The sequence below is a fragment of the Duganella sp. AC917 genome (assembly GCF_979258245.1).
On the sequence record NZ_OZ409848.1, the window covers coordinates 3,279,462 to 3,304,621 of the forward strand.

Below are 25,160 nucleotides of genomic sequence, written 5' to 3' on the forward strand. Positions count from 1 at the left end.
CGCCACTTCAGGCCAGCACTAATTAAGCCTGGGCCGCCGCCTGCGTCCAACCGATCCTTGCGGCACGACGCAGGCTGGCTTTGACCACCATGCGATGAAACGGGGCGATGATCAGTATGTAGACCCGCCCCAAAAGGTTGTGGCAATGCACCACCGTAGAAATTGTCAGCTGTCGGGCGCTGTCGGGCGCCGCGCCCGCCGAGCATAGTATCGACAGCCTGAAATCCAGGTGTTTGTCATCCTCCCCCAGCACGATCTCGGTCGCGTTGGTGCTGTAGATCCTGAAGATGCCGACCCGTTCGGCCTTCTCCACCCCGGCGCCGAGCACGGCCAACTGCTTGCCCGTCTTCAATCCGAAACCGGCGACCAGCAGATCGCGTACGCCGAGAAGCTTTCCAACCCAGGAGGGCTGCTGCGAGAAGATAAACCTTGCCAACAAATCCGGATCGTTCGATGCGCTCGCCGGCAGTCGTATCGCAAAGGCGTCGGCAAGGTTGACCGAGCTATAAACATGGGTGACGCCAGACTCGACGGGAAGCGCGACCGAAGTCGCGAGCTCAAATTCCTTGACCATGTGTGCACCTTCGCGATTGAGTAATGAAGACGACGTCCACCGCGCGCGTATCCGCCCAGGAACATGACAAGAGTAACACTTTAATTAAAATGCAATTGGAAGACCCCGCCAACCCACATCGCCAGGGTTCGTTCCAAATCAATTCCCCAAGACAAAAAGCGCAATAACATGCGAAGGCCCCCCTTACGCATATTGCCGCCGTGTTCACCGCGGACCGCCAGAGAATGAACGCGATAAAAACTTCCTTGCTGATGTCGTTCGCCGAAAAGTACACCGTACTGGCGATCGGCATGGCCGGCGGCATGCTCGTCGCGCGCCTGCTGACGCCGGGCCAGCTCGGCATCTTTTCGATCGGCGCCGTTGTTGTCGGCATCACCCAGATGGTGCGCGATTTCGGCATCGGACAATACCTGATCCAGGAAAGGGATCTGAGCACCGAGCACTTGCGCGCCGCTTACACGCTGACCATGCTGATCTCCTGGACCATGGCCGCCCTGCTCGCGCTGTCCAGCGCATCGGTCGCGGATTTCTACGCCGAGCCCGGTGTCGGCGAAGTCTTGCGCGTGCTCGCGCTCAACGTCCTGCTGATCCCGTTCGGCTCCATCACGCTGCCCGTGCTGCGCCGGCAGCTGCGCTTTCGCGCGCTCTATTGCATCAACGTGGCCAACGCGCTGACGAACCTGGCCGTCGGCCTGGGGTTGATCACACTGGGCTTCGGTTACCTGAGCCTGGCGTGGGCGGCGGTTGCCGGCAGCCTCGTCACGGTGCTGGTGAGCCAGCTTTTCCGGCCCGCCGACATCCCGTGGCTGCCCGGCTTCACCGGCATGCGCAAGCTGCTGCGCTTTGGCGCCTACGCCACCGGCTCCAACGTGATCGACGAGTGCGGTGTGGCCGCGCCGGACATGATCATCGGCAAGCTCATCGATGTCGAGGCGGTGGGACTGTTCGGCAAGGCGCAGGCGACCTTGAATATTTTCAACATGCTGATCACGCGCGCCGTCACGCCGGTGATCCTGCCGCTGTTTGCCGCCAACGTCCGTGATGGCCGCGACGTCAAGCGGCTCTATCTGCGCACCATCGGCTACATGGCGGGACTGTCGTGGCCGTTCTTTGCCGTGCTGGCCGTGCTGGCGACGCCGCTGACGCGTCTGCTGTACGGCAACCAGTGGGATGCCAGTGCGCCGCTGGTGCGCATCATGTGCGTGTCGACCGCGACGTTCTGCCTGTTCAGCATGGCGCGCGACCTGTTTGTCGCCATGGGCCAAGTGCGGCTGCGCGCGCAACTGGAGGCGGTCGGCGTGTCGATACGCATCGCCGGCATCGTGGTCGCGGCGCCGTTCGGACTGGAGGCGGTGGCATGGACCATTGCCGCGACGTCGCTGCTGCGTTCGGCGCTGCTGTACCGCAGCCTGGCCGCGCTGACCGGCATGCGCGCGGCAGAACTCGGCCGCGGCGTGGCGCGCTCGGCCGCCCTGACCGCGCTGACGGTCACCGGCCCGGCGCTGCTGATGCTGTCACCCGGCCTCGACGACGCTAGCCCGTTGCTGCAGCTCGCGCTCGCCGGGACGGCAGCGCTGGTCTGCTGGGTGGCGGGAATTGTCGTGCTCAACCACGAGATCAAACCCGACCTGATGGCGATGGCGCGTCCGCTGCTGCGGCGCCTGCTTCCGAAACCTGCGGGGCGATAGCAGACGATATGCCGCACTCCATCATCATGCCCGCGCGGACAGCGCCGCAATCTAGCCAGGCAGGACTTCATCGCAGCTGGCCGGATTCCTGATCCGCGTCGATTCGTGCCCCGACGTCACCAAACTGGAACAGCGCGCCAATCTTGCGCAGTCGCTGATTTTCGTAGTTCGTCTGAGGCACGCTGCGCTGGCTGCTGCAAACCTTCGCCTGACGTGTCGCCAACTCCGCGCATGGTGGCCGCATAACGCGCCCCCACACAAGGGACCAGTGTTAGAATTTCCATCATGCACTCACTGTTCAGGCCACACCTTCACTCCGACGTCCCGGTCGACAACTCCCGCAGAAACTCGCTACTGGCCCTGGCCACCTTGGCGATGGGTACGCGCAAAGCGCTCGCCGCGCCGGCGCCGATGATTTATCGCTACTGGGATTGGGGCAAAACCCCGAAACGCGACGAGTACCAGACCGCTGCGCTGACTCTGGCGCTGAAGAAGACCACGCCGACCTACGGCCCGTTCTCTGTGCTGCGCGTGGCCGATACGATGAGCACCTCGCGCGTTCGGCGCGAAATCCACTCAGGCAAGCGCATGAACGTGCAGGCCGGTCCGTGGCGCGACCTCGACGACGACGATCCGCAGGAGCGCGCCATCATGATCGGCACGCCCGTGCTGAGTGGCTTGCTGGGCTACCGCAGGCTGATCGTGCGCCGCGACGACTTGCCGAAATTTAAAGCCATCACCACCGCCGCGCAATTGAAGCAGCTGGTCGCCGGCCAAGGCCGAGGCTGGGTGGACAACGCGGTGCTGCGCCACAACGGCTATCAGGTCGTCGATAGCGGCAATATCGCGACCTTGCTCGACATGCTGGCCAGCCGCCGTTTCGACTACCTGCCGATCAGCGTGGTCGAGGCGGATTTTCTGATGAAGGAGCATGCGCAACTGGTCGACACGCTGGCGCTGGCGCCGGGGTTAATGCTGTATTACCCGTTGCCGGTGGTGTACTACGTCAGCGACAGCGAACCACGGCTGGCGCAGCGGCTCGAGGCGGGACTGTCGATGATCAAACGCGATGGTTCGCTGGACGCGCTGACCGCCCGCTACTTCGCCAGGGAAATCGACCTGGTCAAAGCCAGCGCCGGCCGCTGCTTCATGCTGGCCCATCCGCTGCTGCCGAAAATGTACGCTCTGGAGCCACCGCACCTGCTGGGCCGGTAACGCCGGCTGCTTCAGTATGCGGCGACCGTCAGGACTGCTCTGTGTCTTTTTCCGGCCGCTCCAGCATGCCACGCAGCAGCGCCGCCTGATCCGATACGATCGCCGCTTGCGCCGCGTAGGCTTTTTCCGCCCGCTCCCGCTCGGACGTGCCTGCGTGTAAGTCGCGCAGCATTTTTTCCCGCTCCTGCAGCGCCCGCACCGCCGCCCAAAGCGCCTCCTCGACGGCATCGCCCTGCAACGCCTCCAGAATGCGCGCGGTGTAGGCGTGCCCGGTGTGACAGCGAAACCGGCGAACGCTACTGTCCTTCAATTGCCACAACGTACCGTGGCACTCCGGACAGGTGAAGGTCGAGGGCGTCGCGATGGTCGCCAGTTCCGCGAACGCGTTCTGGCCGGCGCTCATCCGGTTTTCCAGCGCCAGCCCGGATTTGATCGCGTCCGCGTCCGCGTCCGCGTCGTCGTCTTTCGATGGTGTGGTCATGGAAGACTCCAGTCGATCTGATTGAACGCGTCTGACAAGCTGGGGGCCGATGTCGTCCGGAGACAACACCATGTCGACCGCGACGCTCTCCAGCGCCATGCTCGGCATGCTGGCGGCCTCCGCGTCCGCAGGGTCCTGCACGATGGCGTAGCCGCCGAGCGACTTTATCGCCTGCAACCCGGCAGCGCCATCGTCGAGATACCCGGTCAACACAACGCCGATCGCGTGCGCGCCATACGCCACGGCCACCGAGCGAAACAGAGGATCGATGGCGGGCCGCGTATGGTTTTCCTTCGGCCCGTGATAAAGCCGGATGGTGGCACCGTCCTCGCTGACGAGCATATGGTAATCGGCGGGCGCCAGCAGGATGACGCCACCGGTGATCGCCTCGCCGTCGCGCGCGTCGCGCACCGGCAACGCGCTATCCTTGGCCAGGATCTCGGCAAGCGAACTCCTGCGTGCGCCGATATGGGTGACGATCAACACGGGCGCGGGAAAGTCACCTGGTAGCGCGGACACGATCTTCACCAGCACACGCATCGCGCCGTACGATCCACCGATGGCAATGACCTTGTGCACGTACTCTCCCGGTTCCCCATGTTAGCCTCATTTTATCCCCGAGACTGCTCATCGACGGCGCACGATTGCGCATGCCGCCGCGCGGCCGAGCACAAAAAAAACGGCCGGGTCCCGCATGCAATGCGGAACCCGGCCGTTCTATAAAGAGGCGAACTTAGAAAGCCATCCGCACGCCCACGTTCACGCGGCGGCCGACATCTTCCAGCGTCAGGAACTGGCTTTCGTTTTGAGCGTACTCGCGCATTCTCGCGTTGTTCAGATTGATCGCGTCGAGGTACAGCGCAATCTTAGGCGTGATGTTGTAGCGCAAGCTGGCGTCCGTCTGGCCATATGCCGCGCGGTTGCGCGGCATGGTGCTGCCGCCGCCGCAATCGACCGAGAAATGGTTGCGCCAGTTGTAGCTCACGCGCGCCGAGAACCGGGTGTTCTCGAAGAACAGCGAACCGTTGTACGACTGCGGCGACAAACCAGGGTAGCCGCACGCCGGCGCACCGCCCTCGCGCTCGGCGCTGGCGTCCACGTAGGTGTAGTTGGCGGACACACCGAAGCCTTGCAGCCAAGGCGCCACGTCGTCGAAGGCGTACTGGCCGGCAATCTCGATCCCCTTGATCTTGCCCTTCTGACCGTTGCGCACGCGCGAGTCATGCACCACTTCGTCGAACTGCGGAATGCGCATGTCCTGCAAGGTCGTCTCCAGGAAGTCGGACACCTTCTTCATGAACACGGCCGCGCTGACATAGTTGGTCTTCGACAAATACCATTCATACGACACGTCGAAGTTCTTCGACTGCATCGGCTTCAGGTAAGGATTGCCGCCGCCGGTCTGCACGTCGCCGAAGCGGCCGCCGTACCAGTTGTCCACGCTCATCTGGCTCAACGTTGGCCGGGTCTCGGTCTTGGAGGCGGCAAAGCGCAGCAGCATGTCCTTGGTCAGGTCGATTTTCAGATTGGCCGACGGCAGGTAGCTGTTATAGCTGTTGTCGACGGTGATGATCTGATACGGTCCCCATTGCGAAATGAAGGTCGTGTCGTTCGGGCTCTTGACCGCCGACAGCAACACGCGGCTGGTGCCGGTGGAGCTCGAGTTCACGCGCACCATGCGCATGCCGGCGTTGGCCGACCAGCCGCTGCCTTCCCAGCGCGTATCGAGGAACAGGCTCTTGACCTTTTCTTCCACGCCCCACGACGACGGTTTGGTGTAGTCGATCGCCATCGGACCGTTCGGATACTTGGTCTTGTCGGAATACAAGGCCGGATCGTTGGACTGCGGCAGCAGCGACGGCTGGTTCAGGTAATTGATGTAGGCGTGCGGGTCGAAGCGCAGATACGCCGACGGCACCTGGGCGCCGCCGCCGAGGAAGTTCTCCAGCGGCGTCACCGTGAACAGGCTGGCCGGCAGGCCGACGTGGTAGCCGCTGAAGGCGTTCCACGAATCGCTGCTGTAGGTCAGCCGGCCGACTTCGCGCTGCGAATAGCCGATGCCGGTATCGGCGCCCTTGAAGTAGCCGATATCGTGGTCCCACGACAGGTTCATGCGCGCTTCTTTCAACTTGTCGTGCAGGTTGACCTGGCCGTTGGAGACGGCGTGCGCGCGCACCGCCGTCGGGTCGGCCAGGCCGTCGCCGAAGGTGATGCTGGGCGTGCCGTTGAAGCTGAGCACATCGCCGTTTTTAGGCACCATGCCGGCCACCACCCACATATCGGGCGAAGCCGACGTCGAGCGCGAGGTCGACACGTCGCCTTCGAGGCGCCATTCGTCGGCCAGTTTCCATTTCGAATTCAGGCCGAAGGCGCGCGTGATCGACAGCCGGTCGCCACCCTTGACGATCATGTCGTTGGAGTTCGCTTCGCCGAGCAGCTTGCCGGCGCCGGCGATCTCGGGGTTGTTGGCGTAAAAGGTCGAGCCGGGGCGCAGGAAGCTGGTCACCTGGTCGTTGTTGTCGTACTTCACGCCGAGCTGGGTCGGATTGTTCCAGTCGCTGACGGCGACCACCGAGTTTTTCTGGTCCAGACGCGAGAAGAGCGCGTCGGCGCTGAGCTTCCAGGTCGGCGACGGATTGTATTGCACCGCCAGGTTACCCACCAGGCGCTTGCGGCTTTCCTCTTCCTGCTGGAAGCCGTAGCTCTGCGGCATATACAGCTTGCGGGTGGTGACATCGGCCATCGTCAGGCCGCGCGAGTTGAGGTCGCCATTGATCATCGCCACGTCGCGGTAGTTCCAGGCGTCGTTGACGGCCTTGTTCTGCTTGGACGCGCGATCGGTGTACGACACCGAGCCGGCCACGCCGAAGGTGCGCGCCTCGTTGGCGTACGAATACATGCCGCTGGCGTTGGGGGTGTACTTCTTCGAATTGTCGTCGTAGGAGCTGGAGGCGTTGAACACCGTCGAATGCCCCACCTTGCCCGACAGCGGACGCGCGGTCTGGATATCCACCGTCGAACCGATGCCGCCCTCGGGCAGGAAGGCTTGCGAGGTCTTGTAGACCAGCACCTTAGAAATCAGGTCCGACGACAGCATGTCGAACGAGAATTCGCGCCCGCCGGTGTCGCTGGTCATGGTGCGGCCGTTGACCAGCACATTGTTGAATTCCGGGCCCAGGCCGCGCACGGAGATGTAGCGCCCTTCCCCGCCGTTGCGCTGGATTTGCACGCCGGTCACGCGTTGCAGCGACTCGGCGATATTGGTGTCGGGGAACTTGCCGGCGTCTTCGGCCGAAACGGCGTCGACCACGCCGTCCTGCATGCGTTTGGTGTTGAGCGAGGAACTGAGGGAAGCGCGGATGCCGCTGACGACGACTGTCGCCGAAGGATCGATTACCGGCTGGTCGGCCGTTTGCGCCGAGGCGCTGAGGGAAATCACCATTTCGGCGATGAGTGCGGCCAATACAGTCTTCCGCATACGGGTCTGAGGCGTTGTCATTGTTGTCTCCTATGTTGTAATTGCAGTCCTTTTTTTAATTGCCATGGCTGCATTACTTTTATATTACGCCCGACTAAACAATGCCAATCTATCATTTATTTGCAAATTCATATTCCAAAATCATATAACTGGCAACGTTGGCTTTCTGTCCTAAACAACAAAATGAAAAAAGCCAACCCTTAGTGGATTGGCTTTTTGTAACCGCAACTGCAGCTTGACTTCGCTTACGCGGACGATGGACGCAGCGCCGTTTGGCCGGTGGTGCGCTGGACCAGACGTGCCAGCGGCGCCTCTACACAGCTGAAGAAGACAGCCCCGGCCACCAGGCTGGCGCCCCACGCGACGAGCATGCCGAACGCCTGCAATTCCGGCTCAGGCGGCACGAAGCGGGTGAACGCCGCATTAACCAGAAGACATACCGGGAAGTGGATCAAGAACACCGAATACGATATCCGCGCCAAACCATTGACCACCGACCATCCCGTACCGCTGGATGTTGTTTTGACGCGACCAAACAACACCAACACGCAGGCCACCGCCATCGCCAACGCGATACGGCTCCGAAAATCAAGTGCTTGGGCAGCGATCACCGGCAGGAAAGCCATTCCAACCAGCAACGCGGCAGCGCCCGGCTTGCGGCGTGGATCGCTGGCCCACCACGCCATCAGTCCCAGGCCGTAGCTGCCGAAGAAATACGGCGCCCAGTTATCCCAGTCGGCATCCAGGTTGAAGTACACGAGAGAAAATGTGACCGCCAGCGCGATCATGGCTGGCATCAGCCACGGCAGGCGTCGCCCGGCGGCGATGCGGCCACCGATCCACAGCATCAGCGCCATCACCGCGTACAGCTGGAAGTCGATGGCGACATACCAGGCCCCAGCCGACAACGAGGCGAAACCCAGCACGCCATGCAGCAACAGCGCATGCGCGCCCAGCTGGCTGAGAGTGGCGGGCTCGGAAATCGAATCATGCACCATTAACTTGCCAGCCAGCATGGATGCGGCGGCAGCAATCAACGTGGCGACCATGAACGGCGGCGCCAGCTTGGCGTAACGCCGCCAGATCGCGCCGATCGGGTCGGCAAGGCCGGCGTGGCCGGTGGGCGCAAGGGATTTGGCGGCCAAAAAGCCGCCGATGACGAGGAAGGCCTGCACCGCGATACGCGCGCTATCACCCAGCCAACCTATCAGCGCCGGCAACATCGGCCGCACATGATCGGCCATCGGCCCGTAGAAGGCGAGATGATGCAGCACGATCAGCTGCGCCGCGCCTGCTTTCAACAGATTAATCAAGCCAAATTGTGATGGCGTCCGTTTATCCGCCGCAATAGTCCCTGTGATCACTACGTTATCCCCATCTTGCCATGCTAAAACCATTCAACAACATGTCGATAAGCAATTATATTGCTGCCAATGTTGTAGACCGGTCGCTATCATAGCCGAGGCTGAGGTATCGGTGGCGCGCGCATGGCCGCGCCACCGAGGGATATTACCGTTTCTTCATGATCGATCCGAGTACGCCGCGGATAATTTCCCGGCCGACTTGGGAGCCGATGCTGCGCACGGCCGACTTCACCATCGCCTGCACCGCCGTGTCGCGCTTGCCGCTCTGGCCGAATAAACCGCCCAGCACGTCGCCGAACATCGAGCCGCCGGCCGCTTCCCGGGGTTCTTGGGCCGAAGGCTGTTGGGATGATGGCTGCTGGCCCGGCGTTGCCCCGCGACCGGCGGGCGCGTCCGGGGCGTCCTGTGCCGACCGGGCGCTGGCCGCCACCCGGCCGTTCAGCTTTTCGTAGGCCGATTCGCGGTCGACCGCCTTTTCGTAGACGCCGGCCACGATGGAACCGTCGATGGCCGCCTTGCGCTCGGCCGCGTCGAGCGGGCCGAGCTGGCTGGCCGGCGGCAGGATGAAGACCCGCTCCACCATGCGCGGCGCGCCCTTCTCGTCGAGGAAGGACACCAGCGCCTCGCCCACGCCCAGTTCGGTGATCACCTGCGACACGTCAAGCGCCGGATTGGGGCGGAACGTCTCGGCGGCGGCTTTGACCGCTTTCTGGTCGCGCGGCGTGTAAGCGCGCAGCGCGTGCTGGACGCGGTTGCCGAGTTGGCCCAGCACCGTATCCGGGATGTCGATCGGATTTTGCGTCACGAAGAACACGCCCACGCCCTTGGAGCGGATCAGGCGCACCACCTGCTCTATCTTTTGCAGCAAGGCCTTAGGTGCGTCGGTAAACAGCAGATGCGCCTCGTCAAAGAAGAACACCAGCTTCGGCTTATCGAGGTCACCGACCTCGGGCAGGTTTTCGAACAGCTCGGACAGCATCCACAGCAAAAAGACCGCGTACAGGCGCGGCGCGTTCATCAGCTTGTCGGCGCTGAGGATATTGATCACACCCTTGCCGTGCGCGTCGGTCTGCAGCAGGTCGTCGATGTTGAGCATCGGCTCGCCGAAGAACTGATCGCCGCCCTGCTCCTCGATGGCGATCAGGCCGCGCTGGATGGCGCCGATGCTGGCCGCGCTGATGTTGCCGTAACTGGTTTTGAAATCGGCCGCGTTGTCGCCCACGTGCTGCAGCATCGCGCGCAGATCCTTGCTGTCGAGCAGCAGCAAACCGTTGTCGTCGGCGATGCGGAACACCAGTTGCAGCACGCCCTCCTGGGTATCGTTCAGGTTGAGCATGCGCGCCAGCAGCAGCGGGCCGAGGTCGGAAACGGTCGCGCGCACCGGATGGCCCTTCTCGCCGAACACGTCCCAGAACGTGACCGGGCAGCCGGCCCACTGCGGCGTCTCCAGCTTCAGCGCGCTCAGGCGGACGCCCATTTTCTCGCTCGGCGCGCCGGCCTTGGCGATGCCGGACAGGTCGCCCTTGACGTCGGCCATGAAGACGGGCACGCCGATCTCGGACAGCGACTGCGCGATTTTCTGCAAGGTCACCGTCTTGCCGGTGCCGGTGGCGCCGGTGATGCAGCCGTGGCGGTTGACCAGGTTGGACAGCAGGTCCACGGAGATGCTGTCGTTCTTGGCGATGGTAAGTGGGGTCGGCATGATCGTCTCTGGTGGCTTTGTGTTGGAGAAATGATCATACCGCAACTGCGGTGTCATCAGCCCGATGGCAGCGACCTCGATCTACCGGACATTACCAGACACCCGCTAGAAAAACGAAGCGGTGTTCCAACGAGCGCTGTCAATATCTTCATCGTTTTACATCCCTGAAAATGACTACTCAAAGACGGGCCGGAAAAAGCTGCGCTCATAACTGACGATGCAACGCGTTTCTTTAGCATACGCGAAGGCGGCCTGGCATTCCGGGTCGTCAGCCGACTTCGTCCGATAGTCCTCGTACGCAGCCAGCGAGGGAAACGTGAACATCGCCAGCGCGACGTTGCTGACGCCCTCTGACGGCAGAAAATATCCGTGATGCCGGCCCCCAAATTTCTCGACCAACGGTATCCACATCTTCCCGTAGCGCTCAAATTCGTCCAGCTTGTAAGCATCGATCAGATAGCGCAGATAGCAGGTAACCATGGAAATCTTCAGGGAGGTCGCAGATGAATAACTATAATATAAAAAAGTCAATCGATCTAATGTTGTATAGGTCAAACCGGACTTATCGTCTGCCGCGACCTTCAGGTGTGCAACAAATACATCAAGTCCTCGCGATCCCGGCACGGCGGTTGGCTGTAGAGACAGGTATCCACGCCCAGCCGTGCGCCGTTGGCTTCGTTTAGGCTGAAGCCGCGCACGTCCTGCGCACGCTGGATCAGGTAGACTTCGTAGCACATGTCCACGCCGCATTGCAGCGCCAGCATCGCCGCCAGTTGCCGCGCGCCGCTGTTGTCCGGTAAGAAGCGGTCGTAGCCGTCACGGTCCAGTGGGCCGATCCGCAAGCGCACGCGGGCGTCACAGCGGTACAGTCGTTGACCCAGCAACACGCCGCCGCCGAGATCGACATTTGCCACGCCCAATTGCGCCTGGTCGTCGGCGGGCAAATCCTGCCACTCGCCCAACAGCTGCTCGACTGCGAACGGCACGTCGAAGTATTCCGAATACATTCCCGCCATCAACGGCCCGGAAACGGTGCGGCTGCGCAGTTGCATGGCATAGAACGCCATCGTCTCGCGTTCGATGTCGTCGTCCGTGGCGGCGTGCGCGCCCGACAGCGAAGTCAGCATGTGCAGGAAGGCGTCGCCGCCCTCAGGCGTGATCATGCACTCCGGCCGGTGCCGCGCCCACGCCTGGTAAAACATGCCCAGTGCGCGATGCGAGAACAGGTCCAGAAACGCCCTCGGCCCGCCGTCGCTATGGCCTTTTTCGTGGCGGTTGATGCGCTCCGAATAGTGCAGCGGCAAGCTGCCCTGGCTGCCCAGCAAGCCCATGAACGCGGGTGTGATGCGGATGCCCTTGGCATCGCTGCTGACGTTGTCGATCTGGCTGGGCGGGAAGCCCAGCGAAAGCCGGTTGCGGAAGCGCACGTCGTGCAGGCCGGCGCCACCGTCCTGTTGCCGCGCCAGCGCGATCAGCCGTACCGCCTGGAAGAACTCGAATCGGTGGGGTTCGGCCAGCAGCTCGCCGATCAGGCCAAGCTCAACGCGCCGTTGCGGGGCAGACATCGCAGCAACTCCTTTCCATTGATGCTGGAGACGATCACCAGCTGGGTATAGCTGTTTAGATGCACATGCAGGCCGAACAGATGGTCGAGCAACTGCGCGAAGATATGCAGCCCGGTGCCCGAGAACGCCTCATCGTCCAGCGTGACGGTGACCTCGGCCCCGCGCAGATAGGCGCTGCCCTGCGCTTGCCGCAACAACTTGGTTGCCAGCCGCTGCGACAGGCCGGTGATGCCGTCGATCTGGCGCGTCGACACGGCGTTGTCGCGCCGCGCGTACAAGCGCAACATCGCGGCCAGCGCCGGCAAGCCTTCGTGCGTCAGCGTGCGATGGTTGAGCGCCAGATGACTGATCAGCCCCCATTGGCCGTTGCCGTTCGCGCTCAACCGGTACGACGTGGTCGGCCGGCGCAGCACGCGGATCGGCAAGCCGCCGACGTCGGCCTCCGCGACCAAATCGCCACGCGCGCGGCCGTACTCCATGTGATGGGGCAGATCGCGGTTGCTGCAGGTGACGCGCACCGACGCCGTGGCCCGCTGCGCGCGCAACGGTGAAAAATCGTGGTCGACCACGGTCAGCGAAAAATCGTGTGCGGCGCCGCTGGCGGCCAGCGCTTCATCGCGGCTGACCAGCCAGTAGCGGCCCTTGCGGCGCACCGCAGCGCCATGGCGCAGCGAATAATAGGGAAAAAACTCGGTCACGCTGTCGCCGTCCGGCGACGCGCGCACCATGTGCACCGCGTCGACGCTGTAGATCTCGCTGCAGCTGGCCGGCATCTGGTCGGGCATCAGCGGATAGCTGCTGAGCGCGTGGGTGACGCGGATGGGTGTGGCCTGCTGCGCGTACAGGTTGACGATCGGCGTGCCGCCGAGCACCAGATTATCCGCCACCAGCGCCCGCAGGATGCGCGCGGCGGACATATCGGGCCGACAGCCGGCCAGCGCCAGGCGCAGCGTCAGTCGGGTGCAGCCGGCGGGAACATCGGCCAGCAGCGCGTTCAGGTCGATGTCGAAGAAGTCGAATTTGTCGGGGAAGGCGAAGTACTCGGCAAGCAGCCGATAGCCGCCGTGCTCCGAGGCGGCGGCCGGCAGCAGCGCCTCGTCATCGGCAAAGCCGACCGGCGCGACGGGCGGGCGCGCTAACGGGTGCCAGAGGCCGTCCGCCTCCACCCAGGCGCCGGCGCCGCGCATGAACAGCGTGTCGCGCAAAGCCGCCCGCAGCGACGGTTCGCCGTCGATGAACACGCGCAGCGTCGACAGTGCGCCCAACGCCGGGCCGAGCGCCGCGCCGACACCTTCCAGCTTGATGCAAATGGCCGCGCCGGCCTCTGCGGGAAGCTGCACGCCCGGCGGCGCCTGGATATGCGGTTCGAACCACGCGGCAGTGATCGCCACCGGCGCCACTGTTACATCGTAGACCGTGCGAAAGCGGCAAGCCACCTTCGCCTGTCCCAGCGCCGTCAAGCCCGTGCCGCGCGGCACCACGCTGACGCCGGCGATGTCGCCGGCCCTGGCGCCGCTGTGGTCGATGCGCGCGATCGAGCACGACGGCATCGGCCGCAGGTAATGCGGGTACAGCATGCCCAGCAGCGCTTCGGTGAAGCCGGCATAGCCATCGTCGAGCAGCTTGCCGACCCGCGCGTTGAGGACGGCGGCGCCCTGGATCAGGCGTTCGACATGCGGATCGGCGCCGCCCTCGCCGCCCGCCGCCAGCGCGCCGGCCAGCTTGGGATAGCGCACCGCAAACTCGGCGCCCGCCTGCCGCAGCAGGCCCAGTTCACGTTCGAGATACGGCAGCAGTTTTTCCATCGTGGCATCCGTGACAACCCGTGCGACCCCAGCCGTGATGGCGATGGTCGAACCGCACAGGCTGTCGATGATGGCATTGCTGCGGATGAACTTATTGAGCTGTAGCAAGGAACAAAGCACCGTATCGCTCGCGGCGCACCACTTAGCGCAGTCGCTTGCGCGGCCACAATTCGCCCGGCACGGATGTCTCTAACCTGTGGATTCCTCGTTATTTTTCACCGTATTTTTCTACCATAATTAGACAGGGATGCGCGCCATGGCGACAGCGACAAAAGATGAGAACCAGGAACTCTTCGAGCAGACGATCCGATCGCTCGAGGCGCAGCTCGCCAACGCCGGCGCCCATTTGACCATCGACGCCTCCGCCCGCATCGCCTACGCGCGCGAAATCAAACACATGGCGGACCGGCTGCGCACCGAAGCGTTCACCGGCCGCATCACCTGGGGCCAGGCGGCCCAGCAAGCGCAGGAAACCCGCAACGCCGTGATGGCCATCATCCGCTCGCGCAGCACTTCGGTGGGACATGCGGTGGCTCAGCGCATCAAGGCGCAGGGCTACACGCTCAACGACCTGATCGCGCGCCAGACCAGCCGTATGTACGGCCCCGGCGCGACCTTCTCCCGGCTGACCGCGTCGCAGCGCAACATCGTCTACGCGTCGATCGTCAGCTCGGCCGGGAAGTCCAACCCGGCGGTGACGCAAACGATGTCGCGCCTGGCCTACGCCGGCCGAGGCGTGATCTTCGTGTCGCTGGGATTGTCGATCTACAACGTGACCACCGCCACCAACAAAGCGGCGGCGACCGGACGGGAGATCGCCATCAACGGCGCCGGCATCGCCGGGGGCATGGCCGGCGGCGCGCTGGCCGGCCTGGCATGTGGACCGGGCGCCCCGGTGTGCGTTACAGTGGGCGCTTTCGTCGGGGGTGCGCTGGCGGCCTTCGGCGTCAGCTCTATCTGGTAAGCCAATATGAAGCTGCTGTCGACAGACGACTTCTCGATCCGCCCCCGGCAGGGCAGCGACGATCTGCCGCGCAGCGAACTGATACTCTACGGCGAAACCACGGGCAAAATCGTCGACGGCGTGGTGCTCGAAGCGGCGGCTTGCTGGAAGGGCCACTTCCTGATCTTCCTGACCGACGACATCCTCCACGAAGACACGTTGCGCATCTACCTGCTCGATCCCGCGCTAGACATCGTCGACGCCGCGCGGCTGGGCGCGATGTACTCGACCGGGGCCTTCACCGGCCTGGAGCTGGTCGAGCCTAACCTGATCCACTTCGACTTCTTCGGCGCCACCGCCTGGACCCTGGAGCTGCTCGATGAGCAGGCGTTCGCCGTGCCGCTCGTCTCGGACCCAAAAGGTGTGACGCGGCCATTCAAGCTGTCCTGGCGCTTCAAGCTGCACGGCGACCCGCAGCCTGGCGTTTGATCAGCGCCGGAATTTCTTCGGCTGACGCTTGCGGGCGGCCGAGTTCTGGTCCTGCAGGATCGAATCGACGCGCTCGGACGCCTCGCGCGACAGCTTTTGCGCCAGCTCCGTGTCCGGAAAGTACTCGGGCTGACGATAGGCCAGCCAGGCGTAGGCCGAATACAGCCTGCAAGCGTCCTCGACCTCCTGCAAGTTCATGAAATGCAGCGGATTCTGCTCCGGCTTGAGGCGCGTGATCTTCTTGTGCGCCAGCGCGGTGGCCCAGCCTTCCCATGCGTGTTGCAGCGTGTGCACCTTCGACGAGATCGGCACCAGCGACAACGCGAACTTCTCCGCCACCGTCAGCTGCAAGGTGTCGAGCCAGGCGGCCCGCTCGAACTGGTCCTCGGTGATGCGCGGATAGAAAAAGCCATCCGGTACGTCGATATTGTGGACGAAGCGCTTGAGCAGCTTGGCCAGGCCGTGCTCGTTGGTCACAGAAGAAATCCGGTGCAAATGTTCCAACGTTGGCGCCACCGCAAAGCCGGTGGTTTTCAGCGGCACCGGCTTCTCGTGCAGCAGCGAGCGCATCACGTTGTGCGTCTCGTTGTCGTAGCCGGCCACCAGGCCCTCTTCATGCACGCCAAAGCGCCCGGCCCGGCCGGCGATCTGGCGCGCGAGCGCGGCGGGAATCTCTTCCTCTTCATATCCATTGTATTTAACGGACGTAGTCATCACGATGCGCGCAATTGGCATGTTCAGGCCCATGGCGATGGCGTCGGTGCCGACCACCACGTCGGCCGTGCCCTCGCGGAAGCGCTGCGCTTGCGCGCGCCGCACTTCTGGCGACAAATTGCCGTAGACCGTGGCCACCGACAGGCCGACGTCGGTCACCATGTCACGCCACATCAGCACTTCGCGGCGCGAGAAACAGATGACGGCGTCGCCACGCCGCAGGTTGGTCAGCTTGCGCACGGCGGTCGGCTCCATCGACAGCGGCCCCTTGCGCTTCAGCACATGCACCTCAAGCTCGCAGTCGAGCCGCGCGGCCAGCACCTCGATGGCGCGGCGCGCTTCCGGCGCCCCGACCAGGTAGACGACGTGTGCCGGCGCGCCGCAGACGGCGGCGGTCCAGGCGGCGCCACGGTCGCGGTCGGCCAGCATCTGGATCTCGTCGATGACGGCCACGTCGACCGGCGTGCGGGTGTCGAGCATCTCGACCGTGCTGGCGACGTGCGTGGCGCCGGCCACCAGCCGGCGCTCCTCGCCGGTGACCAGGCTCACGGCTAGCGGCTTGCCGTGCTGTTCCATGGCCTGCAGGCGCTCGTAGTTTTCCAGCGCCAGCAGCCGCAGCGGCGCCAGATACACGCCGCTGGGCGCCTTGGCCAGCGCCTCGATGGCTTGGTGGGTCTTGCCGGAATTAGTCGGACCCAGCAGCGCGATGAACTTGCGTTTGATGCGGCGGGCAACGTCGAACGAAGCCGGATATTCGGCCAGATTGATGCTTTGCCGGGTGCGCTCGGCGTGCTGCTCCTCCATTTCGCGCTCGACCGCGTGTTCCAGCCGCTGGCGGATGCGGTCGAACACGGTGCCGGCCGGCTCCGAAATCTGCATGTCGGCCAGCGCTTGCAGGAAAGGTTGCGGGTCCAGGTCGCAATCGTCGCAGGCGTCGGCCATCTCGCGCACGAAGTCGCCGACGTGACCGTGGAGCTCTTCGACGACGGCGTCGCTGGCGCGCTCGCGCAGCAGCGCAGAACGGGCCTCGCCATCCATCTTGCGCCACTTGGACGGCTTGGCAAGCACGCCCTGGGCCGGCACCAGATCGTAGGGATAATGCGCGCCGCCATACTCGACAATGCCGGTCAGCCGTAAAAACACGCGCCCTTCCATCTTGGACAACATAAACCCCTTGGCCGCAAGACCGAGTTGGCGCATCAGTTCGTCGTCGTTTTCTTGATCTGCAATGTCTGTCATGGTGCTGTCTTGGCGAGTGCGTCTATGTTGGGTCGATACCGGAGAATTATATCGTGACGCCCCGACGCCTGTTTTTTGTATTTCTCAATGATATCTGGCACCATACGCGGCTCCGCCCCCCCCCTGGCCCGCACAGTAACCATCGCAATGCCTCAAACCATAATCGCTCCCGTCCAGCATGAATTGCTGATTAAGAAAAGCCGTTTTATTGCCTGCGTGCAGCCAATGACGGACCGCGCCGCCGCGCAAAAAGTCGTGGCGACGTTATGGGTGCAACATCCACAGGCCGCGCACGTTTGCTGGGCATTATTAGCCGGCGGACAATCAGCGGCGGTCGATGACGGTGAACCCAGCGGCACGGCCGGGCGGCCGATGCTCGATGTATTAAGGCATCAGGATCTGGAGGGCGTATTAGCGACCGTGGTGCGTTACTTCGGCGGTATTAAACTGGGCGCTGGCGGTTTGGTGCGGGCATATACCGACAGCGTCGCCCAGGCATTATTAGGCGCAGAGAAAATCGCCATTATCAAGCTGCGCCATTTAATCTGCACCGCACCTTATGCGATGGAAGGCATGATCAGGCGAGAAATCGAAATGGCCGGCGCCAGCCTCGATAATGTTTCCCATGCTGACAACGTCAGGTTTGAATTCAACTTGGCGGACAGCGCCGCCGTCCCATTCATCACGCGTCTGAATGAAGCCGGCCATGGCCGCATAGTCTGGATCGATTCCGAAGACGATTTGACGGAGGATTAAAACCGCCCGCCTTGCGCCGCTTGCGCCGGCGCCAAGCTCCTTATTGGTCTATACACGCCAATAACTGGCACGCCCTACCTGGCGGAACCCATCCACGTGGCCCGATGCCACAGGGTTTCGAGCGGCCCTTGCTTGTGGTTCCTCAACCACCACACGCTGAACTGACGCTGCAGCAGCGCCAATACAATCCCAATGGCCAAGGCGAAACTGGCGCCGGTGTATTGATACATTCCCAATCCGAACCCATAATAAATCGATGTGCCAACGATTGATTGCACCACATAACTGGTCAGACTCATTCTTCCCAGTGGCGAGAAAAACTCCAGCCAGCGCCATGAATAAAATAGCAGCGCGAACGAAGATACCAGCACCACCATAAATGCCACGTTGGACCACGACGTCACGATCACCAATAGCGGACGTTGGATCGCCGCACCGATATTCCACGACTCCGGATAGGATTTGAGTAAATAGAATGGAATAAATGCGATCACCGCGTAGATCAGTGTTCGCAGCCAGAATTGTTTACTCTCCAGTGACTGGGTAAATACGCCCTTCCGGCCGGCGACCATACCAAGCATAAACAACGCCGGAATCTGGAATACCCGGCCATTCTCCCAACTCCAGCGTATCACGCCGACCTTGCCATTGGTCAGATTCCCCCACCATACGTCGAACGCGGAGCCATGCGCCATATATTCATTGGCGCGGCCGAAATACGCCCATGACGCAGGATCGGCGAGTTTCTCATTTGGATTAGGCAACGCCTGGAAAAACTCGATCCACGCATAAGGTTGCAGCAGCAAGATAACCGCGATGGCAACGACGGTCGAGGTTCGCAGCCTCGCCACCGGTATCAACGCCAGCCCCAGCACCGCGTAAATGCTCAGAATGTCGCCGTGATAGAACATCGAATTGAACAGGCCAAAAGCCAGCAGCAAAGCCAGGCGCCACGCAAAGCGCGGCCGGAAATCCTCGCCGCGTTGCTCGCGGCTATGCCACTGGAGATAAAACGTCATGCCGAATAGCAGGGCGAAGATCGCATAGGACTTGCCGCCGAAGAGGAAGAACAAGCTGTCCCAGATCATCTTGTCGACCGTCTTCAGCCACTCAGGAAGTCCGCTCGGGGAAAAGTAGAAATCGAAATGCTCGATGTTGTGGAGCAGCATGATCGACACGATGGCGAAGCCGCGCAGCGCATCGAGTACATCCAGACGGGAAGAAGTGGCATTCATCGGGTCGATTTACCTTGGCAAAATGAGCAGAATGCCAATTTTATATGGAAACGCTCCCAATGGACACGGTTGCCGGCGGCTCCGCTAGCCGCAACAAATTAGTACATTAAGAAATCAATTGCCTTATGGAAAATAAACAAGTATAGTCTCAACCATCCCACGTAGCACCGATCGCCCAACCCTTCCGCGATCCCCTGATTTTCTCCGGCCTCATTCCCGCCAACGCCGCCACCGATGCCCGCATCGCACGCATCGCACGCAGCGCGAGTTCAACCCTCGACATCGGAATCAGTAAAATGAAAAGCAAGAACATCAAAGTCAGCACGCGGCTGCGCATCGGCTTCGGCGTAATCCTGGCCATGCTGGCCATCGTCATCGGCTTGTCCCTCCATCATCTGAGTACGCTCAACGCCGGCACCAACGCCATCGTCACCCAAAGTTATCCGAAGGTGCTGGAAGCCCAGAACCTGATTAACATCAACAACAAGATTGCGCGCTCGCTGCGCAACGGCCTGCTGATCCGCGACGAGGCCAAAGCGCAGGCCGAATTCGCCGTGGTCGGCGAGAAGCTCAAGGAAATGGTGGTCTCTGCACAAAAACTCGACGTGATGGTCCAGTCCGGCACCGGTCAAAACCTGTTTGACGCGGCGCAGGCCGCCTATGCGCCTTATGCCGCCTCGATCGCGGAAGTGATGCGCCTGCGCCGGGAGGACGGTGTCGACAAGGCCGTCGACTTCATGCTGAGCAACACCCGCGATCTGCAGATGACCTACATGAAACGGCTCGACGCCGTCATCGGCCACCAGAGCGACGCGATGGAAAAAGCCCGCGCCAGCGCCGAGGAAACCTATCATAATTCGCGCAACATGATGCTGTTGCTGGGCCTGGCCGCACTGGGCCTGGGCGTTGGCGGCGCGTGGTTGATCTCGCGCCAGCTGTTGAGCCAGCTCGGCGGCGAGCCCGCCTATGTCGCCGGCATCGCCGCCCGCATCGCCGACGGCGACCTGGCGGTGGCGATCGCGCTGCCACGCGGCGACAGCCACAGCCTGCTGTTCGCGGTCCAGTCGATGCGCGACAGCCTGGCCGACATCGTGCGCCAGGTGCGCGGCGGCGCCGATTCCATCGTCACGGCCGCCACCGAGATCGCCAGCGGCAACCAGGACCTGTCTTCGCGCACCGAGCAGCAGGCCGGGGCCCTGGAGGAGACCGCCTCGTCGCTGGAGGAGCTGACGGCCACCGTCAAGCAGAACGCCGAGAACGCCCGCCAGGCCAACACGATGGCGCGTTCGGCGTCCGAGATCGCGGTCGAGGGCGGCGCCGTGGTGGCGAACGTGGTCAGCACCATGGCCGAGATCAACGATTCGGCGAGGAAGATCGTCGACATCATCAGCGTGATCGACGGCATCGCCTTCCAGACCAATATCCTGGCGCTCAACGCGGCGGTCGAAGCGGCCCGCGCCGGCGAACAGGGACGCGGTTTCGCCGTGGTCGCTTCCGAGGTGCGCACCTTGGCGCAACGCTCGGCCTCGGCGGCCAAGGAAATCAAACTGCTGATCGATGATTCGGTGGGCAAGGTCGGCACCGGCACGCAGCTGGTCGGCGAGGCCGGCGCGACGATGGCGCGCGTCGTCGGCGCCGTCAAATCGGTGACCGACATCATGGGCGAGATCAGCCTGGCCAGCCAGGAGCAGGAAGCGGGCATCGCGCAGATCAACCACGCGATCGCCGAGATGGACACCGTCACGCAGCAGAACGCCGCGCTGGTGGAAGAAGCGGCGGCGGCGGCCGAGGCGCAACAGGATCAGGCGCAGCAGCTGGTGCAGTTGGTGGGTGTGTTCAAACTGGCGGCGGCCCAGCGTCCGGCGGCTGGCGCCCGCGCCGACGCGGTGCGCCCGAGCGCGCTGCCGCACCCGGCCTATGCGCCGCGCGCCGCCTGAGGACTGAGGACTGAAGACTGAGGCCGGAAGTCTGAAGTAGCATTAGCGCGACAGCCGGAACACCTTGACCGCCTCGGCCAGCTGATCGGCCTGGGCTTGCAAGGCGCCGGCCGCTGCGGCGGCCTGCTCCACCAGCGCCGCGTTTTGCTGCGTGGTGCTGTCGATGCTGCCGATCGCCTGGTTGATCTGTTCGATCCCCAGTTCCTGCTCGCGGCTGGCGGTGGCGATCTCGCCGACGATGGTGTTGACGCGGCTGATGCCGGTGACGATCTCCTGCATCGTGCCGCCGGCCTGGCCGACCAGCACGCCACCCGCCTCCACCTGCGCAACCGATGCGTCGATCAGCTGCTTGATCTCCTTGGCGGCCGAGTCGGACCGGTGCGCCAGGCTGCGCACCTCGGAGGCGACCACAGCGAAACCACGGCCCTGCTCGCCCGCGCGCGCCGCCTCGACTGCCGCGTTCAGCGCCAGGATGTTGGTCTGGAAGGCGATGCCCTCGATCACACCGATGATGTCGACGATCTTTTGCGACGAGGAATTGATGGCGCCCATTGTCTCGACCACCCGCGTCATGACCGCGCCGCCCTTGCTGGCGACGCTGGCCGCCGACGATGCCAGGTCGTTGGCCTGGCCGGCGTTGCTGGAATTTTGTTTCACCGCCGACGTCAATTCTTCCATCGACGATGCCGTCTCCTCGAGCGAGCTGGCCTGCGACTCGGTGCGCGACGACAGGTCCATATTGCCGCTGGCGATTTCGCTCGATGCCAGGGCGATGGCGTCGGTGCCGCTGCGCACCTGGCTGACGATCGCGTGCAGGCTGGCGTTCATATTGGCCAGCGCGCGCTTGAGCAGGCCGGTCTCCGAAATGTCGGCCGCGTCGAGCGCCATACTGCCGGACAAATCCCCTTTCGATACGCTCTCCGCGAACCGGACCGCCTCGTTCAGCGGCTGCATGATGGAGCGCGTAATCAGCTGGCCGATCACCAGCGCCACCACCGCCGCCAGCAGCGAGAAACCGATGATCTGGTAACGCGAATTGGCCACCGCGTTATCGCCGACCTCTTTTGCCGATTCCGAGTTTTTCTCGATCAAGTCGCTCAACGCCGACATGCTTTTTTCCAGCGTGCGGAAGCTGTCCATGAAGCTGCCAAATTTGGCCTGCGCCGCGTCCTTGTTGGTCAGCGACAGCTCGACCATTTCCTCGGTGTTCTTCAGGTAGCGTTCGACATCGGGCCGCACCTTCGCGATCGCCCCGCGCACTTCGGCGTCGATGTCGGCGGCCTCCATATCCTTGATGCCCTTGCGGAACAGGGCCATATGTTCGGCCAGGTCCTCGCGCACGCCCTTGACCTCGGCCGGATCGTTCTTCTCGGCGGCCAGGCGCGCGGCCAGCACGTCGGCGCGCAGCGCGTCGTGCATCATATCGGCCTGCAACTGATCCTTCATCGCCGCGCTGTTGGTGCTGATGGACGTGATCGCGCCGTCAAGCACGTGCACCGCCCGGTAACCGACCAACCCGACCAGGCTGACAAAGGCCAACGTGACCACATTCGATAACAGCAAGCGCTGCCTGATCGTCAACCGCATGGTAACTCCCGCTTAAAACTTCATGGATAAGCCGACGGTCCAGCTCCAGTCGGGCGTCCTGCTATTGAGCCCGCGCGACAGCGCCGTATCGATCTGCACGGAATTGGTCAACAGGTAGGCGACGCCGACATCGAAGGTACTGACCGTGCCGCCGTCGCGCGCGCGCGCAATCCGTTGATCGGAATACTCGACGAAAGTACGCAACGCATCGGTCCATCCCTTGCCGACGACGATGCCGAAAATACCGGTGGTGTGACGGTCGCCGTTGTCGTTGGGCAGCCAGGCCAGGCCCGGCATCACGCCCAGCGACCAGTCGTCGGCGAACTCCCACTCCGCCGCCAGCCGCAACGAACCGCCCTTGCCTTGTGCGCGGAACGGCGCGGAACCGGTGTCCAGGTCGACGTGCGCCAACAGGCCCATCGATGGACTTGCGCCCTGCGCGTCGGCGACGTGCCATTTGACGCCGAGCGAGACATCGCCATAGCCCTTCTCGGTGAAACGGGCGCCGCTGGCGATATCGGTCGACGTGGTGCGGATCCGGCCGTCCGTTTCAAGCCGGACCTCCCAATTGTCACCGATGCCATAGCGCAGCAGGGTCGGTGTCGCGTATCCTCGTTCCTTGACGCCGTCGGCCTTGTTGCGGTCGGCGGCGAAACTGGTTTCGATCTGAAAGCGACCGTTGCCGACGACATTGCTCGATTCGACAAAGTCCGGCCGGTCGGTGGCGATCTCGTCCTCGACGGCGATGGCGAAAGCGGGCAACATAAGCAATGCGACAACAATACTTTTGATAGTCATGAACCTTCTCCAACGGCGATGTCCTGTACAGCACCGTAACACATTGATTTTGATCAACGGTTGGTAAATTTCCACAGACACACACTTACGCGATGACTTCAATTACGCAACGCTCTCCGCAGAAATTGGAAGTTTGCCCGATATCTGAGCGACGGTTTTCGGTGTCCGTTTTCGGACGATGGTGAGCGAAGCCGGGCAACCGCGCCGGCACGCTCCGCCGGCTAATCCCCGCTATCGCCTTGATTTATATGGCTTAAATAAGAACTAATGCGGTGGCACGGCGATTGCAATAGTGAAGGCATTTCAACCTTCGCTCACGCCTCACCATGGACCAAGCCCTCAGCCCCACGATCATCGCCAGCCGCCGCCGCAACACCGCGCTCGCCATCGCGGCGCTGCTGGCCACGCTGTGCGTCGGCGCCTGGGGAATCAACCGCGCCGTCAGTCCCAGCGTCGAGGCCGGCAGCATCAGTATCGCCAAGGTCCGCATCGGCGATATCGCCAACACCATCAACGCCTCCGGCATCGTCATCCCGATCCACGAGGCGCTCGTCGCCAGTCCGATCCAGACCCGGGTCGCCAAAGTCCAGGCCAAGCTCGGCCAGCAGGTGCAGGCCGGCGAGCTGCTGCTCGAACTCGACAACCGCACCGTACTGCTGGCGATCGACGCGCTGAAAGAACAGCTGGCGCAACAGGAGAACCGCATCCTCGCGCTGACCCTGGAGATGGACCAGAAGCGCAAAGAACTGCTGAGCGCGATCGAGTTGCTCGAGCTGGACCTGCAGGCCACGCGCGTGCGGCTGGGACGCTACCAGACCTTGCGTAAGGCCGGCGGCGTGTCGGCCGAGGATCTGCTGACGGCCGAACTCAACGTCCAGCGCAACGAGATCCAGTTGCGGCAACGGCGAGAACTGATCGAGGATGGCAAGCGCGTCACCTCCAGCAACATCGAAGGCGCACGGCTGCAAAAAAGCATCCTGCAAAAGCAATTGGGCGAGCAACAGCAGTTGCTGGCGCAAACGCAGGTGCGCGCGCCCTTTGCCGGCATGCTGACCTTCCTGCTGGCCGACGAGGGCGCCAGCCTGGCCACCGGCCAGCTGGTCGCGCGAGTGTCCGAACTGAACAACTACAAGGTGGAAGCCTCGCTGTCCGACTTCCACGCGCGCGCCCTGAGCGCGGGCCAGCCGGTGCTGGTCGAGCAAGGCAACGTCAAGCTCAAGGGCGAGGTCCAGACCATCCTGCCGGAAATCCAGAACGGCACCGTCAAGCTGCTGGTGACGTTGGCCGATCCGCACCACGCGATCCTGCGCAACAAGCTGCGGGTGGAAGTCAACATCGTCACCGAGCAAAAGAAGAACGCCTTGCTGGTCGACAGCGGCCCGGCCTTCAACGGCCGCGGCCCGCAGGATATTTTCGTCGTACGCGACGGCCTGGCCCGCAAGACCACGCTCGACATCGGCGCCAGCGACGGCAAGAGCGTCGAGATACTGGCCGGCGCCCGCGTCGGCGACCGCCTGATCATTTCAGACACCCGCAACTACAAAGACCGCGACAGCATCCGCGTCGACTAATTTAATACGGAGAGAACGC

General features: G+C 63.0%; 19 protein-coding genes. 7 read left to right on the forward strand and 12 right to left on the reverse strand.

Going from position 1 to position 25,160, the window contains the following annotated elements:
* Window positions 1–22: 22 nt before the first annotated feature.
* Entirely contained in the window at window positions 23–574 is a 552-nt protein-coding gene (locus tag ACZ0BA_RS14250) for a DUF2867 domain-containing protein (RefSeq protein ID WP_463451898.1), read from the reverse strand.
* A gap of 224 nt (window positions 575–798) precedes the next feature.
* Between ACZ0BA_RS14250 and ACZ0BA_RS14255 the strand changes: the two genes are divergently transcribed.
* Window positions 799–2,262, forward strand: coding sequence for a lipopolysaccharide biosynthesis protein (locus tag ACZ0BA_RS14255; protein WP_463451899.1), 1,464 nt, complete (start codon window positions 799–801; stop codon window positions 2,260–2,262).
* Window positions 2,263–2,547: 285 nt separating this feature from the next.
* Entirely contained in the window at window positions 2,548–3,477 is a 930-nt protein-coding gene (locus ACZ0BA_RS14260) for a substrate-binding periplasmic protein (protein ID WP_463451900.1), read from the forward strand.
* A gap of 28 nt (window positions 3,478–3,505) precedes the next feature.
* Here the strand turns inward: ACZ0BA_RS14260 and ACZ0BA_RS14265 are convergent, their stop codons facing one another.
* The 7 genes from ACZ0BA_RS14265 to tssF form a co-directional block, all read right to left on the reverse strand.
* The gene (locus tag ACZ0BA_RS14265; protein WP_463451901.1) at window positions 3,506–4,537 is read right to left on the reverse strand and encodes a chemotaxis protein CheB; all 1,032 of its coding nucleotides are present in this window, start codon (window positions 4,535–4,537) and stop codon (window positions 3,506–3,508) included.
* 154 nt (window positions 4,538–4,691) lie between these two features.
* A complete protein-coding gene (locus ACZ0BA_RS14270) occupies window positions 4,692–7,421 on the reverse strand; it encodes a TonB-dependent receptor (protein WP_463451902.1) in 2,730 nt (909 codons plus the stop codon).
* A 260-nt stretch (window positions 7,422–7,681) separates the two neighbouring features.
* The gene (locus ACZ0BA_RS14275) at window positions 7,682–8,797 is read right to left on the reverse strand and encodes an acyltransferase family protein (protein ID WP_463454756.1); all 1,116 of its coding nucleotides are present in this window, start codon (window positions 8,795–8,797) and stop codon (window positions 7,682–7,684) included.
* A gap of 148 nt (window positions 8,798–8,945) precedes the next feature.
* Window positions 8,946–10,502 (reverse strand): helicase HerA-like C-terminal domain-containing protein, encoded by a 1,557-nt coding sequence (locus tag ACZ0BA_RS14280; RefSeq protein WP_463451903.1) that lies wholly within the window; start codon window positions 10,500–10,502, stop codon window positions 8,946–8,948.
* Window positions 10,503–10,676: 174 nt separating this feature from the next.
* The gene (locus ACZ0BA_RS14285; RefSeq protein WP_463451904.1) at window positions 10,677–10,982 is read right to left on the reverse strand and encodes an NIPSNAP family protein; all 306 of its coding nucleotides are present in this window, start codon (window positions 10,980–10,982) and stop codon (window positions 10,677–10,679) included.
* Window positions 10,983–11,083: 101 nt separating this feature from the next.
* Window positions 11,084–12,067: a type VI secretion system baseplate subunit TssG gene (tssG, locus tag ACZ0BA_RS14290; RefSeq protein WP_463451905.1), complete on the reverse strand. Its 984-nt coding sequence runs from the start codon at window positions 12,065–12,067 to the stop codon at window positions 11,084–11,086.
* Entirely contained in the window at window positions 12,031–13,980 is a 1,950-nt protein-coding gene (gene tssF / locus ACZ0BA_RS14295; RefSeq protein ID WP_463451906.1) for a type VI secretion system baseplate subunit TssF, read from the reverse strand. The genes tssG and tssF overlap by 37 nt, the downstream gene beginning before the upstream one ends.
* 148 nt (window positions 13,981–14,128) lie before the next feature.
* Between tssF and ACZ0BA_RS14300 the strand changes: the two genes are divergently transcribed.
* Together ACZ0BA_RS14300 and ACZ0BA_RS14305 are read left to right on the forward strand one after the other, a co-directional pair.
* A complete protein-coding gene (locus ACZ0BA_RS14300) occupies window positions 14,129–14,836 on the forward strand; it encodes a hypothetical protein (RefSeq protein WP_463451907.1) in 708 nt (235 codons plus the stop codon).
* 6 nt (window positions 14,837–14,842) lie between these two features.
* Window positions 14,843–15,304, forward strand: a complete 462-nt coding sequence (locus tag ACZ0BA_RS14305) for a hypothetical protein (RefSeq protein ID WP_463451908.1) — start codon at window positions 14,843–14,845, stop codon at window positions 15,302–15,304.
* Here the strand turns inward: ACZ0BA_RS14305 and ACZ0BA_RS14310 are convergent, their stop codons facing one another.
* A complete protein-coding gene (locus ACZ0BA_RS14310; protein WP_463451909.1) occupies window positions 15,305–17,257 on the reverse strand; it encodes a helicase-related protein in 1,953 nt (650 codons plus the stop codon). It abuts the gene before it with no gap.
* Between the two features lie 147 nt (window positions 17,258–17,404).
* Here ACZ0BA_RS14310 and ACZ0BA_RS14315 point away from each other — a divergent pair, with 147 nt between their 5' ends.
* Window positions 17,405–18,013, forward strand: coding sequence for an IMPACT family protein (locus tag ACZ0BA_RS14315; protein ID WP_463451910.1), 609 nt, complete (start codon window positions 17,405–17,407; stop codon window positions 18,011–18,013).
* A 74-nt stretch (window positions 18,014–18,087) separates the two neighbouring features.
* Here ACZ0BA_RS14315 and ACZ0BA_RS14320 read toward each other — a convergent pair whose 3' ends face one another.
* Entirely contained in the window at window positions 18,088–19,248 is a 1,161-nt protein-coding gene (locus ACZ0BA_RS14320; RefSeq protein ID WP_463451911.1) for a DUF418 domain-containing protein, read from the reverse strand.
* Window positions 19,249–19,544: 296 nt separating this feature from the next.
* Between ACZ0BA_RS14320 and ACZ0BA_RS14325 the strand changes: the two genes are divergently transcribed.
* Entirely contained in the window at window positions 19,545–21,185 is a 1,641-nt protein-coding gene (locus tag ACZ0BA_RS14325; RefSeq protein ID WP_463451912.1) for a methyl-accepting chemotaxis protein, read from the forward strand.
* Between the two features lie 42 nt (window positions 21,186–21,227).
* Here ACZ0BA_RS14325 and ACZ0BA_RS14330 read toward each other — a convergent pair whose 3' ends face one another.
* Together ACZ0BA_RS14330 and ACZ0BA_RS14335 are read right to left on the reverse strand one after the other, a co-directional pair.
* The gene (locus tag ACZ0BA_RS14330) at window positions 21,228–22,772 is read right to left on the reverse strand and encodes a methyl-accepting chemotaxis protein (RefSeq protein ID WP_463451913.1); all 1,545 of its coding nucleotides are present in this window, start codon (window positions 22,770–22,772) and stop codon (window positions 21,228–21,230) included.
* 12 nt (window positions 22,773–22,784) lie between these two features.
* Window positions 22,785–23,570, reverse strand: a complete 786-nt coding sequence (locus ACZ0BA_RS14335; protein WP_463451914.1) for a transporter — start codon at window positions 23,568–23,570, stop codon at window positions 22,785–22,787.
* Window positions 23,571–23,896: 326 nt separating this feature from the next.
* Between ACZ0BA_RS14335 and ACZ0BA_RS14340 the strand changes: the two genes are divergently transcribed.
* Window positions 23,897–25,141 carry an efflux RND transporter periplasmic adaptor subunit gene (locus ACZ0BA_RS14340; protein ID WP_463451915.1) on the forward strand — a complete coding sequence of 415 codons (1,245 nt, stop codon included), beginning with the start codon at window positions 23,897–23,899 and terminating at the stop codon, window positions 25,139–25,141.
* The last annotated feature ends 19 nt before the right edge of the window (window positions 25,142–25,160 follow it).